General features: G+C 57.3%; 16 protein-coding genes. 12 read left to right on the top strand and 4 right to left on the bottom strand.

Annotated features, from left to right (window positions below):
* The first annotated feature begins 42 nt into the window (after positions 1-42).
* The gene (locus tag DWB63_RS09545; protein WP_128328607.1) at positions 43-309 is read left to right on the top strand and encodes a hypothetical protein; all 267 of its coding nucleotides are present in this window, start codon (positions 43-45) and stop codon (positions 307-309) included.
* 38 nt (positions 310-347) lie between these two features.
* Positions 348-1,676 carry a radical SAM protein gene (locus DWB63_RS09540; protein WP_128328606.1) on the top strand — a complete coding sequence of 443 codons (1,329 nt, stop codon included), beginning with the start codon at positions 348-350 and terminating at the stop codon, positions 1,674-1,676.
* A 10-nt stretch (positions 1,677-1,686) separates the two neighbouring features.
* On the opposite strand, the gene DWB63_RS09535 is transcribed toward DWB63_RS09540, so the two are convergent.
* The 4 genes from DWB63_RS09535 to DWB63_RS09520 form a co-directional block, all read right to left on the bottom strand.
* Positions 1,687-3,075, bottom strand: coding sequence for a sigma-54 dependent transcriptional regulator (locus tag DWB63_RS09535; protein WP_128328605.1), 1,389 nt, complete (start codon positions 3,073-3,075; stop codon positions 1,687-1,689).
* A complete protein-coding gene (locus DWB63_RS09530; RefSeq protein WP_128328604.1) occupies positions 3,068-4,915 on the bottom strand; it encodes an ATP-binding protein in 1,848 nt (615 codons plus the stop codon). Before DWB63_RS09530 ends, DWB63_RS09535 begins: the two co-directional genes overlap by 8 nt.
* Positions 4,916-4,924: 9 nt before the next feature.
* Positions 4,925-5,743, bottom strand: coding sequence for a DUF4405 domain-containing protein (locus DWB63_RS09525; protein WP_128328603.1), 819 nt, complete (start codon positions 5,741-5,743; stop codon positions 4,925-4,927).
* A 156-nt stretch (positions 5,744-5,899) separates the two neighbouring features.
* Entirely contained in the window at positions 5,900-6,406 is a 507-nt protein-coding gene (locus DWB63_RS09520) for a periplasmic heavy metal sensor (RefSeq protein WP_164879835.1), read from the bottom strand.
* Between the two features lie 152 nt (positions 6,407-6,558).
* Between DWB63_RS09520 and DWB63_RS17550 the strand changes: the two genes are divergently transcribed.
* From DWB63_RS17550 to DWB63_RS09470, 10 genes are all read left to right on the top strand, one after another.
* Positions 6,559-6,906: a zinc ribbon domain-containing protein gene (locus tag DWB63_RS17550; protein ID WP_347231969.1), complete on the top strand. Its 348-nt coding sequence runs from the start codon at positions 6,559-6,561 to the stop codon at positions 6,904-6,906.
* Positions 6,907-7,075: 169 nt separating this feature from the next.
* Positions 7,076-7,534 carry a cytidine/deoxycytidylate deaminase family protein gene (locus DWB63_RS09510; protein ID WP_128328601.1) on the top strand — a complete coding sequence of 153 codons (459 nt, stop codon included), beginning with the start codon at positions 7,076-7,078 and terminating at the stop codon, positions 7,532-7,534.
* 154 nt (positions 7,535-7,688) lie between these two features.
* A complete protein-coding gene (locus DWB63_RS09505; RefSeq protein ID WP_128328600.1) occupies positions 7,689-7,928 on the top strand; it encodes a hypothetical protein in 240 nt (79 codons plus the stop codon).
* Positions 7,929-8,040: 112 nt separating this feature from the next.
* Positions 8,041-9,174 (top strand): bifunctional diaminohydroxyphosphoribosylaminopyrimidine deaminase/5-amino-6-(5-phosphoribosylamino)uracil reductase RibD, encoded by a 1,134-nt coding sequence (gene ribD, locus DWB63_RS09500; protein ID WP_241648767.1) that lies wholly within the window; start codon positions 8,041-8,043, stop codon positions 9,172-9,174.
* A gap of 97 nt (positions 9,175-9,271) precedes the next feature.
* Entirely contained in the window at positions 9,272-9,841 is a 570-nt protein-coding gene (locus tag DWB63_RS09495; protein ID WP_164879834.1) for a methyltransferase domain-containing protein, read from the top strand.
* A gap of 46 nt (positions 9,842-9,887) precedes the next feature.
* Complete coding sequence (locus DWB63_RS09490; protein ID WP_128328598.1) at positions 9,888-10,520, top strand: TetR/AcrR family transcriptional regulator; 633 nt, start codon at positions 9,888-9,890, stop codon at positions 10,518-10,520.
* A gap of 82 nt (positions 10,521-10,602) precedes the next feature.
* Positions 10,603-11,349, top strand: coding sequence for a transporter substrate-binding domain-containing protein (locus tag DWB63_RS09485; protein ID WP_128328597.1), 747 nt, complete (start codon positions 10,603-10,605; stop codon positions 11,347-11,349).
* A 41-nt stretch (positions 11,350-11,390) separates the two neighbouring features.
* Positions 11,391-12,209 (top strand): transporter substrate-binding domain-containing protein, encoded by an 819-nt coding sequence (locus tag DWB63_RS09480; protein ID WP_128328596.1) that lies wholly within the window; start codon positions 11,391-11,393, stop codon positions 12,207-12,209.
* A 70-nt stretch (positions 12,210-12,279) separates the two neighbouring features.
* Positions 12,280-12,936, top strand: coding sequence for a riboflavin synthase (locus tag DWB63_RS09475; RefSeq protein WP_128328595.1), 657 nt, complete (start codon positions 12,280-12,282; stop codon positions 12,934-12,936).
* Positions 12,937-13,066: 130 nt separating this feature from the next.
* Positions 13,067-13,387 carry a DUF5684 domain-containing protein gene (locus DWB63_RS09470; protein WP_128328594.1) on the top strand — a complete coding sequence of 107 codons (321 nt, stop codon included), beginning with the start codon at positions 13,067-13,069 and terminating at the stop codon, positions 13,385-13,387.
* Positions 13,388-13,924 lie beyond the last annotated feature (537 nt).

Below are 13,924 nucleotides of genomic sequence, written 5' to 3'. Positions count from 1 at the left end.
GATGTATGGTCACCCCAAAAACCAACCCGAAAGGAGGTCAACATGGCAGTCACTGGTTTTAAACTTGTCAGCGAGGGGGGGCAACTCCGGGTTGCCCACGGTCACGGGCATTACCACACGGCGAACAGCGTATTGCTCAGGGACATCGGGGATCTGATCGACACGGTTGCAAAGGGAAAGACCGATGCCGAAGTCTATGAGATCAAGAAACAGGTGGAACAATTCTATTGGACGGTGAAAGACGCCGTCGGCATCGAAGACATCAAACAGATGTCTTCGATCCTGGACACCAAAATCAAAAAAATCTGACTCCTGCCCCCCTCCATGCGGAGGGGGGAAGTATCCCCATGAAGCATATCAAAAAACTCAAAAAGGGATTTCTTGTTCTTGAACCGGACAGCCTGTCCTGGGTCATTGCCGATTCGCACAGCGAAGCAGTCCGATTCCGATTTTCCGAGGCTCAAATACGAGAGCGAAAGGACGCCATACAGCGAGACAGGGCCAACAGGCGTCTTGATCTGGTTGAATTGCACATATCTCACAAGTGCAATCTCGATTGCCGATATTGCTATGTCCCCAACAGCCTCAAGCGGCAACCCACGCAGCTTGCCTATGCCGATGTGAAATTCATACTGGGAAAAATCGACGGCTACTCGAAAATCACGGGGAAGCGCCCGGCCATCAATCTCCATGGCGGCGAGCCGACACTCCATTACGAGATGATCAAAAAAATCATCACCGAGTATGGGGCGGATTTCAAATTCGTCATGCAAACCAACGGCTCGATCCTGAATGAGCGCCAGTTGGATTTTTTCATTTCCAGACAGATTGATGTGGGATTTTCGATCGATACGCTCTCGGGCAAATGTCCCGTCAGACAGGGACTGGACAACTCCAGGGTAATTCAATCCATTGGGCACATGTGCGCCAACGGCTGTTCACCAAACATTCTCGTCACCCTGTCAAAATTCAATGTCAAGACGGTCCCAACGTTGATCAAAAAGCTCCACGCCATAGGCGTATCCAGCCTGACGCTCAACCCGATCACTCCCTACACGGACGATGCCGCCGAACACATGGCCCCCATGGAGGACGTTATTTCGACGTATCTGTCATGCGTCGGGTATGCGCTGGACACGACAAGAAACGATCCGCACCATCCCCTATTCATAAACCACATGGAATCGTTATCGCTTTCAATACTGACCAATCGATCTTCCAGTTATTGCGAAATGAGCCCCTGCGGCGCGGGCAGCCTGCTGGTCGTCATAGGTCCCAACGGGCAGGTTTGGCCTTGCTCAGGAGGAATATCCAACCAGAACATCACCTTGGGCAACATTTTTGAGGAAGATCTCCTGGAGATGCTGCACAGTGAAAACAACCGGATCTTTCCCCGGCGCAATGTCAAGGATATCCCCGGGTGCAGCGACTGTGCCTACAGACAGATCTGCGGTGCCAACTGCCCGCTGCCCGCCATAAACAAGGGCCAGAGTCAGGGAGTCAAATCAGATCTCTGCCAGCTTCGAAGCACGCTGATCGATTTCATCTTCGATTATATCAGCACCCCGGGCACGGACATCCTGGACTTCATGTCCTACCAAACCAGAAAGAGTCTTCTGGGAGCCCATTTCGACGCCACCGAACCGGATAATCCCTTGATAGAAACCGGAACCTGAAGAATCGAACTCATCTTCGGGTCAATCCGTATTTCTTGAGCTTGTACTGGAGCGTGCGACGGCTGATTCCAAGGGCGTCCGCCGTGCGTTCGCGATGGTTGCCGTTCTCTTCCAGGGCCTGAATGATGGCCTGCTTCTCAGCCTCTTCCAGATTGGCCGGACTGGACTGTGGCGGGACGATGTGCACCATGTCCATCATGATACCGTCCTCACGTGCACCGGATATCTGGGGCGGCAAAAGGTCCGTACCGAGCGCATCGGAACGGGACAGGATCAAGGCCCGCTCCAGCACGTTTTCCAATTCACGGACATTGCCGGGCCAGTCGTACCCGGACAGGGCGTCGAGAAAGGCAGGGGTCACCGTGCGGATGATCTTGCTGTTCTTGTTGCCCAGGCGGCGCAACAGGAAACTGACCAACAGGGGCAGGTCTTCCTTGCGTTCGTTCAGTGGCGGGATACGGATCTCCAGTACCGCCAGCCGATAATACAGGTCTTCGCGGAACCTTCCGGCCTCCACTTCCCTTTTCAGATTGCGGTTGGTGGCCGCGATGATGCGGGTGTCCACCTGGATGGTCTTGACCGATCCCAGGGGTTCGATGGTTTTTTCCTGAAGGACTCGCAACAGCTTGGCCTGAAGCGCGCCGGGCATTTCCCCGATTTCGTCCAGGAAAAGCGTGCCGCCGTCCGCCAACTGGAACCGGCCGGGTTTGTCCTTGACCGCGCCGGTGAACGCTCCCTTTTCGTAGCCGAAAAGTTCGGACTCCAGCAGATCGTCGGGCAGGGCCGCGCAGTTGACCTTGATGAGCGGCCTGTCCGCCCGGTTGCTCGCCCGGTGCAGCCCTTCGGCCACCAGCTCCTTGCCGGTTCCGCTCGGCCCGAGGATGAGCACCGTGGCCTCGGACGGCCCGGCCTGACCTATGAGATCGCGGACCCGCTCGATGCCCGGACTGGTGCCGATGAAATCCGGCTCACTGCCGACTTCGGCCCTGAGGCGGGCGTTTTCGTCCAACAGCTTGTGATATTCGTAGGCCTTGCCGAGCACGGCGGTCAGTTCGTCGTTGTCCGCAGGCTTGGTCAGGTAGTCGAAGGCCCCCCGCTTCATGGCGTCCACGGCACTGCCCACGGAGCCGAACGCGGTCAGCAGGACCACGGGCATACTCGGTCTGCGGATCTGCAATTCCTTGAGCAGCTGCATCCCGTCCATGCCGGGCATCTTCATGTCCACCATGGCCACGTCCGGGTAGGTTCCCGACTCGGCCTCCTCGGCCAGCACCGTCAATGCCCGCTCTCCGGAATCAGCCTCAAGGACGGTCCACCTGTCCTCTTCCAGCACCGCCCGAACCATCATCCTGTGGCCGGGTTCGTCATCGACGATGAGGGCAATACGATCTTCAATCATGATGCGTTCCTTCTTTGTCGCCTTCATTGACATCAGGGAAAAACAGTTTCATTTCCGTCCCGTATCCTTGCTCGGACTCGATGATCACCCGCCCCCTATGGGCGCGCATGATGTTCTGAACAATGGCCAGGCCCAACCCCGTGCCGGTTTTCTTGCCCGTGACGAACGGCTTGAACACCTCGTCGCGAATATCCGGGTTCATCCCCGGACCGTCGTCGGCCACGGTGATCCAGATTCCGCCGCCGTCCCGCACAGAAGTCAGGTGGATATGTCCGGGCTTGTCGCAGTCGGTGCACCCGTGAATGGCATCGAGACTGTTGGAGATCAGGTTGAGCAGCACCTGCCTGAGGGCGTCCGGGTCGGCAAAGACCGGGTCCGGCCCGAAGTCGAACTCAGGTTCGATCTGCTTGTCCGCAAAATCAAAGCGCATGAGCTGCTTGAGCGAGTCCCCCACCAGGGCGAGATCGATATACGAAGGATCGAGCTGGCGAGGCCGGGCCAGATAGAGCAGGTCCGTGACCACTCGATTGAGTCGGTCCGCTTCCTGGACCATGGCCGTGGCGTACTGATCCAGCGGGGCCTGCCCCTTGAGCTTGGTGGCGAACAGTTGAGCAAAGCCGCGCAAAGCGCTCAACGGATTGCGCACCTCATGGGCCACGCCCGCGGCCAGGGAGCCTATGGCGGCCAGCCGCTTGGCCTCGTTCAAATCCTCTTCAAGGGAACGTATCTCGGTACGGTCCCGGATAAGAACCAACAACTGCCCCAATTCCGGGGCTGCGTCTTCATCGTGTTCCTGAAATGGCAGGGACAGAATCTCAAGCTGACGGCCCTGATAGTCGAACTGCTCCCACTCATAGGGCACGGACAAACCGTTCTCACCCGCATGACGGCCAAAGGCGATATCATGCCAGTTGGCCCCGATGATCTCGGGCGCAGGCCCGTCCCCCTCGGGGGCAAGGAATTTCTTGGCCGAATGATTGGCGGCCATGACCTCCCCATTTTCGGCCAGGGTGACCAGTCCGTCGGGCATATTGTCCAGAAGCTTGCTCTGGAACCGCTCAAGGCGGACCAGCTTCCGACTGGCACCTCTGCGCCGCAGATAGGCGAATGCCAGCGACCAGAGCACCACAGCGGCCAGAAACACGTATCCTGTCTGGTAGGTGGCGGCCTGCCGATACTGCCTGAACTGGCGCATGTGTTTTTCCGCGTTGAGACCCACCACAAGAAAGACAAGCGATGCGTCGTCTTTTTCATGCATCATGCCCGCCCCCATGCCCCGGCCCAATCCACGGCCCTGGCCCTGATTGCGACCTTGGCTATGACCGTTAAGCCCTCCCGGAGGGACCAGTCCGGTCAGGGCCGCTATGTCAGACCGCACCTGAAGTCCCGAAATGAGCACGTTCGTCTTGTTCACCTCGGCCATGACGTGCCAGGCCCGGCCCGGTTCGATATCGTTGGTCACCAGGTCGGGCAGTTTGAATATGGGATGGATGCCCTCCTTGACCGAGGAGACCAGGGGCTGCCCGTCCAGGCCGAACAGGGTGACGAACTCGATGTCCTCGGATTTGGCAAGCTCGGTGAACAGCTCTTCGGTCATGGCCAGGAAAAGTGCGGACGACTGGCTGCCCATATGCACGGTGCGGGCAATGCGAAGGATGTTGTTATCCACGCCGCGCAGGATGGAATTGCCGGTCATGATCATATGATCCTCGACAATCCTGCGCTGCTGCGCAATGGACTGCCACGTCAGATAGAGACTCCCCAGTCCCAGCACGATGAGTGCCAGGACCAGGGCGACCAGCGGGCCTTTTTCCCGTCCGTCCGGATGAACGACATCCATGGCGTACCGCTACTGTTCCCTGATGAGCAGATAGAGGTCCTTGGGCGAGCCTCCGATCGTGTCGGAAAGGTCCTTGAGCGTGCTCTCGGGGGTGGCTTCCACGCCGGCGGCCTCGAGCTTGCTCAGGACTGCGCCCTGATCCAGTCCATAACTCGTGCACAAAGAGGAGATCGTCAGCTTGCCGGTACCTTCGGGAGGTTGCGGGGGCATCATTTCAAACGGATTAATGCCCTGCCCGGCACGGATGGCGTCGAACACATGTTGCGGGCTGACGCCTCTGGAGCGGGCAATGTCCTGCACCAGGGTCTGCTCATTGATGGACGTGTCGTATCCGGCCGCATAGAGGGAAGCCAGGGCCTTTTCCACGTCCAGTCCGAGGAATCCGCAAAATTTCTTGAGTGGGCTGGTTTCTGCATGGCCGTAGGGCGGATTCCCGTAGGTCTCGGTGGCCTCGTCCTTGATCTGTGCGCCCAGATCGAGCAACTGCTGCATGGGCGGCAACCCGGCCAGCGTGCCGGCAAACACCACGAACGTCAGAATGAAACTGATGATCATGGGCGCGGTCATGACCACAGTCTCGCGGGCCCGGTTCTTCATATAGGCCATGAGCGGCTTCCAGTTGAGCCAAATGTGCAGGAGCAAGGCAATGAGGAACAACGTTCCGACTGTGGTGTGGGTATCCCCCCACTGCGTCTTGGTCATGCCCAACAGATGCCAGTCCGCCCAGTAGGCCACCCTGCCCTCGGGAACAATGTAGAGAATCACGCTGGTGATCAGCGTGACGATGAAAGACAGGAGCGCGGTCAGGGATATAATTTTTCGGAACATAGTGAATCCTCCTCGGGTGACTGTACGACCTCAGCATCACTCAGTCGTATCTCCGGCGTACACGATTACGCTGTTGAAACTTGCGGGACAACCGGCGCACATGACCGACTGTCCCGCAATATCCTGTTTTCCGGTTAACGGAAAATCATTTCTCGTCTAGTTCATCATTCCGGGACCATATCCATGGCCGTATCCGCGGCCCTGGCCCATGCCTCTGCCGTAACCGGGGCCGTCGTCATCGCCGGAGAATCTTCCGTAGCCCTGACAATTACCGAAGCCTCTTCCGGCAGGGACACCCGCCTTGACCAATTCGGCGGACATGGCATTGCGCAGGTCCCACATCTGATTGCGCAGGGCCGAGATGTCGGATGTCAGCTTGCCGATCTTCTTCTCATCAGCGTTGCCGCCGTTGATCATGGCCTGCAGGACCGAATGCTTGGTCCACATCTGATCGCGCAATTCGTCGAACTGCGCATCGTACTTTTCAACAATCTGATCTGCGGCAGCCTGCTGCTCAGGGGTCAGCGGGACATACGCGCTGTTGGGACCGTAACCGGGACCGCCGCATCCCCGGCCATAACCGGGACCGGCCACGGCAAATGCGGCCATGCTCAGAACAAGAGCGATTGCCAGAGCAGAAGTTGTGATGTTTTTCTTGGACATTGTGTTGCCTCCAAATATTAAATTGTTCATGCAAACGGGAAGAGGAGTTTGCCTATCTTCTTTGACTTACATGAAGCAGGGAGTGTGCCAAACCCACAACCAACAGAAATATAAGATTTTTCACAAATACAACTTGTCGCCAAGACCTTTATATGTGCAGCATAATGCACACAGGCTGCACACACCGTATGCATATATTGCACATATGCAATTCGGTGTGCAAGCCCCGGCCCTTGACAACGACCGGACCGGACGCATTATTTTCGCAAGACCATACCATGAATTCCAGAGGATACGACATGCCCATATACGAGTACATCTGCCTCAACTGCGACAATGAGTTTGAGGAACTTGTCTTTTCACAGGATGAACCGGTGCCCTGCCCCTCCTGCCGATCTGAAAACACAGAAAAAATCATGAGCGCCTGCCGCGCCCGGGTGAAAGGCGGACCGAACCTGGATGCGCTCCAAGGGTCAAGTTGCGGATCAGGCAAAGGTTGAGGCGTATAACCCCTCGTCCCGGTCCGGGACGACTCCATTTCCTTCCCGCAAACAACTCCATGGACCGGGCGTACAGCCATTCGGCCCCGAGACTCCCCCGTTCACTTTCCTATCAAGAAATGCTAGTTGAACCGAACTGACGTTACCCCTGACCACATGAGGAACCTCCATGTCCAACCGACTCCCCTGGCCCGAATATTTCATGCGCATCGCCCATCTGGTGGCCCAGCGCTCCACCTGCACCCGCCGCGCCGTGGGAGCCATCGCCGTTGGTGACAAGCGCATCCTGGCAACCGGCTACAACGGGGTGCCGTCGGGCATCGCCCACTGCGAAGAGGTTGGTTGCCTCCGCGACCAGCTCGGCATTCCCTCGGGTGAACGCCATGAGCTGTGCAGAGGACTGCACGCCGAGCAAAATGTTATCATCCAGGCCGCCACTCACAGCCTGGACCTCAAGGGGTGCGACATATACTGCACCACGAAACCGTGCATCCTGTGCACCAAGATGCTCATCAACTGCGAGGTGAAGAACATCTATTTTGCCCAGAACTATCCAGACGAACTTTCCGAGCAGATGCTTGCGGAAGCAGGTGTGAACTATGTTTTCATGGAAGGCGATTTTACCTAGCCGGGGACCTTGCGCACCCATGGGCGCGTTCCCTTTTCCGAGTGGCGACCGGCACACAACCGGGCCTGGCCTTCGCGCCATGGGGTCCTGCCGCCTTCTCCCGTTCCTGTGCGCGAACAGAGCCGAATGCAGCGACCCGGCATCCGTGCAGGACATGAATATCCAACACGTCACCGGCCGGGCACCCGACAGCAGACAGCAGGCCACCCTGACGACGTTCAGGAACCACTTCCTGAGATCGGGCTCCATGTCCGTCATCCATGACGATCATTACGAAATCACCGGCAGCCATCCGTCAACGGAAGCCGAAAGCGGCGGGAACGGGCTGTACTTTCTGGACAAAAAGACAGACAGATGGGAAATGGGCTGGCATAAACACCCCATGAGATGCTGAGCACCCGTTCCCTTTCCTGGCAAGAAATGCTAGATGGACCAGATAAAACAGGCCGGGAAACAACCGTCCCAAGAGCTGTCCGGGCAGACGTGCGCAACAGTCGGAGAGATTAATGTCTTTACAGACGATTTCAAATAGCGAAGAGCTGTTCATGGCCCGAGCCGTGGACCTGGCCTATCAAGGCCGGGGAGCCACGGCCCCCAATCCCTGCGTGGGCGCCGTGCTGGTGCGCGATGATCAGATCGTGGCCGAGGGGTGGCACACCCGCTATGGGCAGCTGCACGCAGAGCGCAAGTGTCTGGCTGATGCCCGCAAGAAAGACGTGGACCCCAAAGGGCTGACCATGTTCGTCACCCTGGAGCCGTGCAATCACCACGGCAAAACCCCGCCCTGCACCGACGCCCTCATTGAGGCAGGCATCGCCAGGGTCGTCGTGGGCACCCGCGATCCCAACCCGGTGGCCGCCGGAGGCGTGGAAAAACTCCTTGAACATGGCATCAAGGTAAAGGTGGGCGTGCTTGAACAGCCATGCCTGGACCTCGTCGCCGACTTCCTGCTCTGGCAGCGTTCACACTCCCCGTTCAACATCCTCAAGATGGCCGCCACCCTGGACGGCAAAATCGCCTCCAGCCAGCGTAAGCCCGAACCGGTTTCCTGCCCGGAATCCTTTGCCCGGGTGCATGAAATGCGCGCACGGGTCGGTGCCGTGGTCATCGGCGGCAACACTTTTTACGCGGACGACCCGAGCCTGACCTGCCGCAAGAAAGGACTGGAAGCCGACTTTGTCCAGCCCTTCGGTGTGGTGGTAACTTCCAAACTGCCCGAGGATCCACCCCGGTTCGCCCTGTTGCGCGACCGGCCCGAACGGGCCATCTTCATGACCACCGCCACAGCCGCACGAAGCAAGGCCGCCGACCGGCTGCGCCAGCGCGGCACCTCTGTCTGGCCACTGCCTGGGCATTCCGGCGGGCTTTCGCTCTCCTACGGTTTCGAAAGGCTGCGATACGATTGCGACTGCCACTACACCCTGTGTGAAGGTGGCGGAAAGTTCGCACTGGCCCTCATAGAACAAAAGCTGGCAGACGAATTGGTTCACATCGTGACCCCGCGCATCCTGGGCGATGACACAGCCCCGGCAGCCTATTCCGGCCGCGAACATATCCCCATGTCCAAGGCCCTGAACTTCCGCATACTCAAGACGGAAGCCTGTGGCACGGACGTCATCCTGACACTTCGCTCGAAATGACCCCCCCCTTTTTCACTGGCAGGCCAAACTCCATTTTTTTGTTGACAATATGAACATGAGTTCATATTTATATTTTAACAAGAACAAGGAGGCCGACATGAATTTTGGGTACAAAAAGCAGGGAGACCACGTGTATTCGTGGCGCAAGCAATGGACCCTCGACAACCCGGTACGAGGCATGATGCACCCACCCAAGAAGCTCTTCGGCCACATGGTGGAACCTGGAATGACCGTAGTGGACACGGGGTGCGGCACCGGTTTTTTCACCATGGCACTGGCCAGAATGGTGGGAAACACAGGCACGGTCGTCGGCGTAGACATCCAGGCAGGTGCCCTGAACCGGCTCAATGAAAAGGCGGCCATGGCAGGCCTGAGCGGAATCATCAAAACCATGGAAAGCCGGGCCGACGACATGGGCGAATTGCCCATTGCGGACTTTGCCCTTGCAGCCTACATGGTTCACGAAGTGCCAGACATAGACACCTATTTCCTTCAGATGAGCCGGTGCGTCCGCCCCGGCGGCAGGCTGCTGCTGTTGGAACCGAAATTCCATGTATCCCCCGCGCATTTCGACACCGAGATGTCCGCCTCAGTCAGTGCAGGATTCGTCAGGGAATCCAGTCCAAATATTTTCCTCAGTCATGCTGCGGTGCTAAAGAAATCTTGATGGGAAACGGCAAGCGGAATATCCCCCCCCTCAAAGGAGCGCACGAATGACCAACGACACCACAGTCCGCATACCGCAACAGGCCCGGAGCATCGACAAGCGAAACCGCCTTGTCGATGCAGCCATGGACCTGTTCGGCCAAAAAGGATTCCAGGGGACCACTGCCAGGGAAATTGCCAATGCTGCAGGGGTGTCCGTGGGTACCTTCTATGCCTATTTCACCGACAAGAAAGCCATGCTTATAGAAATATTCACCCAGCACATGGCCAATGTCGACCATTCCGTTTTCACCGAACTGAAATCCCTGTCCGCAGGCAAAACCACCGGCCGGGAGCTCATGCGCTGTGTGGTCGAACTGGGGCACATATCGCACAAGCAGTCGCCGGAACTCCTCCGGGTACTGCTTGCCATGCGCTACACGGATGAAGATTTTGCCCAACTCTCCGAACGGCAGGACAACGAACTGGTGGCAAAGCTGACCCGATTTCTCGAAACTCTGCGCAGCCATCTCCGGGTCGATGACCTGGAGGCCGCAGCACGGATCGTGTCCAATGCCTTTGAGGAAACCATGCACTCAGTGGCTGTCACCGGCCAAGCCATCGGCCGGGAACGGCTCTATGACGCCCTGGTCGACATGACAGCCGTCTACCTGTTTCAAAACCCGGATGCCCCCTTGTAACCTCCACCCGCCCCGCGAAACGTGATCCCGGCCTATCAACCTTGAACTTGCTATTTCAAACACAGTTAGCTAGTTTTGAGTAATGCAGGTAATATGTTTTCTGCTGGTCCTTTTGTTCTGTTTTTTTACAGATCCTCCATGTTCTGCAGACCAATCCCAGAACCCCGTTGCGTTCGTCTACTTCACAGAGGAATATGCGCCATACAATTACACGGATAAGGGCATACTCACGGGCTTGTCCGTAAACACGCTCAAGCTCATGTGGCAAGAGATGGGAGTGCCGGAACAGCCTATCAAAGTCATGCCGTGGGCACGGGCATACAGCAAAGTCCAGACCGAACCCGAAGCGGTGCTCTTTTCCGTCTTGCGAACGACCGAAAGAGAGTCCGATTTCAAATGGGTAGGCCCCATCGCCAAAGGCAGAATTTCCCTTTTTTCCCTGAAGCAGAATGACATTCGCATCGCTGAATACAACGACCTGTCCAAATACAGAATCGGCACCATTCGGAACTTCCCGGCGACGTCACTGCTGGACAAACATGGCTTTGACACCGTCATCAACGCTCACATCGAAAGCGGCGTCAAGATGCTCGATTCAGGTAGAATCGATGTTCTGGCCATGGACGATTACGCTTTTTTCTCAACGGCCAAAAAGATGGGATACCCTGCCGACCGCTTCAAAAGAATCTGGATTCTGAGCAAGGGAGACCTCTATATCATCTTCAACCCAAAAACCCCGGACACGCTGATCGCCCGTTTTCAAAACGCCCTGGATTCTGTCAAACAAAAACCGGCCTATCGGAACATGGTCAACCATTACCTTGACTAACTGCCGATTACACGAAAACACGCTCCTGAGAGTTTTTCGAAATGGATTACCATAACGATTCCCCTTTCCCCGACACGGCAACCTGTATCCGCTCATGCTGGAAAACCGTTTTCCTGCTCTCCCTCCTGTTCGGTCTGATTCTGGGGCAGGTTTGTCTGGCGTCGTCCTCAGCTGCACAGGAACGCTCCCTGGCCGACATCATTTATCTGACCGAAGAGTATTATCCGTATAATTACACTGAAAACGGCACCGTCACGGGTCTTGCAGTGGATCTGCTCAAACAGACCTGGGACCAGATCGGCATTCCCCACCAGCCCATAACTTCTCTGCCCTGGGCCAGGGCATACCAGCGTCTGAGGCTTGAACCTTTCACCATGCTTTTCTGCATGGCCAGGACTGTGGAGCGCGAAAACGAGTTCCTCTGGGCAGGCCCCATCCGAGTCGTCAGGTTCGTCCTGATCGCCAAAAAGGAGCGCGGTATAGCCATGAACAATCTGTGCGATCTCGCCGGTCTCAAAGTCGGCACCCTGCGTGACGATATCACGGACACATTGATGCAGGGGTACCGGGACGTCGCCAGGGTCGAACCCGTGGCCGACATGCAGCAGAACATCGACAAACTCATGGACGACAGGCTGGACCTCGTGGCCTACGAAGAGCGGAGTTGGCACAAGATGGCAGAACGAAACGGGTTTTCGCAGGAGGACTTCGATACCGTCTTCATCCTGCGCGAAACTCCCGTGTACTATGCCTTTCATCGGGCCACGCCGCCCGGCATCGTCCGGACCTTCCAGTCAGCCCTGGACAGAGTCAAGGCCGGACCGGCCTATCAGGAACTCCTGAACACCTACCTGGACTGATCCCGGATTTACACCCGCCCCGCAGACTGTTACAACTGCGTCATTCAACGCCTAAAGCGAGGTTTTATCTATGTTCACCGGACTGGTCATAGGCATGGGCCGCATCGATGCCGCCGACAACAGAGGCGCGGAAACGCGCTATCGCATCTCCACACTCTTCGACCTGCCTGACATCGAACCCGGCGAGTCCATTGCCGTGAACGGCACCTGCCTGACCGTGGAAACCTACGGTGACAATTGGTTCACCTGCTACGCCAGTAAAGAAACACTGTCGGTCACCAGCCTGGGCGGCCTGCGCATAGGGAGCACCGTCAATCTGGAACGGGCCATGGCCATGGGCGACCGGTTCGGCGGGCACATCGTCTCGGGCCATGTGGACTGCCTGGCCGAAATCGCCGAAGTGCGCCCGGCGGGCCAATCGAAAATCTACCGCCTGACCTTTGATGCGGCCAACGGCAAATACGTCATTCCCAAAGGGTCGGTAACCCTGGACGGCATCAGCCTGACAGTCAACCAATGCGCCCCCACCTGGCTTGAGGTGAACATCATCCCCGAGACCCAGAAGATGACCACCATCTCCGACTGGACGCCCGGCACCAAGGTCAACATGGAAACCGACATCATCGGGAAATACGTGGAACGCATGGTCTCCCCCTGGGTGAACGACCAGCAGACCGAGGCCAAAACCGGCATCACCATGGACTACTTGCGCAAGCACGGCTTCTAGCCCTTCTGCACCGACTTCAAGGCCACGTCTTCGAGCGTGCCCTTTTTCAGTTCCCCCCGTTGACCTGGTTCACGCGCAAAGCTATGAAGCAAGAGATTGCCGGTTTAACCAGTCAGCAGGAGGATTTCACATGGGCACTCTCATTTATCTCGTCATATTGATCGCCGTTGTCATCGGCTTGTGGAAGATGTTCGAAAAAGCAGGCGAATATGGATGGGCATGTCTCATCCCCTTTTACAACCTCTGGGTCCTCAACCGCATCGGCGGCAAAGAGTGGTACTGGTTCGTCGGCTACTTCATCCCGGTGGTCAACCTCGTCCTGCTCCTGCTGCTTTCCTTTGCCATTGCAAAGAAATTCGGCCTGCCCATCATTTTCGGGGTCGGGATTTTCCTGCTGCCCTTTGTTTTCTATCCGATTCTCGGATTTGGTGATGCCCGTTACCAGAAGTAGCGGGCTTTCGCTTCGGGCAACCGGCCTTGAGGAATAAGGAAGGCCGCCCAGGGGGCGGCTTCTTGTTTTGGGATGTGCGCCTTTGGCGCGAGAGGCATTGTTTGGGGCTTGCCGCCCCAAAGGCATTCCATGTCCTTCTTCGCGGATGTGTGCGTGTTCCCCTTGCAGCAAGTCTGAAGAAGAGCCGTCGCTCATCGCTCCTCCATGTTTTTTTTCAGCCCTCCCGGCGGGGTTCTTTTTTGGCTGAGCCGCCCCAAAAAAGAACCAAAAAAATGCGGCTTTGGATTTTGGCCGCCCGGTGATCGGCGGCAAGAAGCTGATCGATTCGGGGTGGCTCCCTGCCTTGGCCTATAGGCGCTTCCCCTCCCTGACGTGACCCGTCAAGCCACATCCCCTGACCCCGGCAAAAGAGCCGCCGCCCCTTCATCGTCAGCTTCTAGGCCTTCCGATCAAGGGCTGGTGCATTCGTTTGCCGGGAGGTCTGGGCGTTGGCGGGAGGGCTTGCTGTCGTAGGGGGAGGCTTGTGCGGGAGGGGGG

The sequence above is a fragment of the Pseudodesulfovibrio sp. S3 genome, assembly GCF_004025585.1.
Classification (GTDB): domain Bacteria; phylum Desulfobacterota; class Desulfovibrionia; order Desulfovibrionales; family Desulfovibrionaceae; genus Pseudodesulfovibrio.
The sequence above is the reverse complement of the archived record's forward strand: the minus strand, read 5'-3'. Positions and strand labels throughout refer to the sequence as shown.

Excerpts from the sequence above, each read along its gene's own strand:
- DWB63_RS09520 (WP_164879835.1), bottom strand. The coding sequence starts at position 6,406 with ATGTCCAAGAAAAACATCACAACTTCTGCTCTGGCAATCGCTCTTGTT.
- DWB63_RS09470 (WP_128328594.1), top strand. The coding sequence starts at position 13,067 with ATGGGCACTCTCATTTATCTCGTCATATTGATCGCCGTTGTCATCGGC.
- DWB63_RS09510 (WP_128328601.1), top strand. The coding sequence starts at position 7,076 with ATGTCCAACCGACTCCCCTGGCCCGAATATTTCATGCGCATCGCCCAT.
- DWB63_RS09545 (WP_128328607.1), top strand. The coding sequence starts at position 43 with ATGGCAGTCACTGGTTTTAAACTTGTCAGCGAGGGGGGGCAACTCCGG.
- DWB63_RS09485 (WP_128328597.1), top strand. The coding sequence starts at position 10,603 with ATGCAGGTAATATGTTTTCTGCTGGTCCTTTTGTTCTGTTTTTTTACA.
- DWB63_RS09495 (WP_164879834.1), top strand. The coding sequence starts at position 9,272 with ATGAATTTTGGGTACAAAAAGCAGGGAGACCACGTGTATTCGTGGCGC.
- DWB63_RS09490 (WP_128328598.1), top strand. The coding sequence starts at position 9,888 with ATGACCAACGACACCACAGTCCGCATACCGCAACAGGCCCGGAGCATC.
- DWB63_RS09540 (WP_128328606.1), top strand. The coding sequence starts at position 348 with ATGAAGCATATCAAAAAACTCAAAAAGGGATTTCTTGTTCTTGAACCG.
- DWB63_RS09530 (WP_128328604.1), bottom strand. The coding sequence starts at position 4,915 with ATGGATGTCGTTCATCCGGACGGACGGGAAAAAGGCCCGCTGGTCGCC.
- ribD (WP_241648767.1), top strand. The coding sequence starts at position 8,041 with ATGTCTTTACAGACGATTTCAAATAGCGAAGAGCTGTTCATGGCCCGA.
- DWB63_RS09535 (WP_128328605.1), bottom strand. The coding sequence starts at position 3,075 with ATGATTGAAGATCGTATTGCCCTCATCGTCGATGACGAACCCGGCCAC.
- DWB63_RS09475 (WP_128328595.1), top strand. The coding sequence starts at position 12,280 with ATGTTCACCGGACTGGTCATAGGCATGGGCCGCATCGATGCCGCCGAC.
- DWB63_RS09480 (WP_128328596.1), top strand. The coding sequence starts at position 11,391 with ATGGATTACCATAACGATTCCCCTTTCCCCGACACGGCAACCTGTATC.
- DWB63_RS09525 (WP_128328603.1), bottom strand. The coding sequence starts at position 5,743 with ATGTTCCGAAAAATTATATCCCTGACCGCGCTCCTGTCTTTCATCGTC.
- DWB63_RS17550 (WP_347231969.1), top strand. The coding sequence starts at position 6,559 with ATGTGCAGCATAATGCACACAGGCTGCACACACCGTATGCATATATTG.
- DWB63_RS09505 (WP_128328600.1), top strand. The coding sequence starts at position 7,689 with ATGAATATCCAACACGTCACCGGCCGGGCACCCGACAGCAGACAGCAG.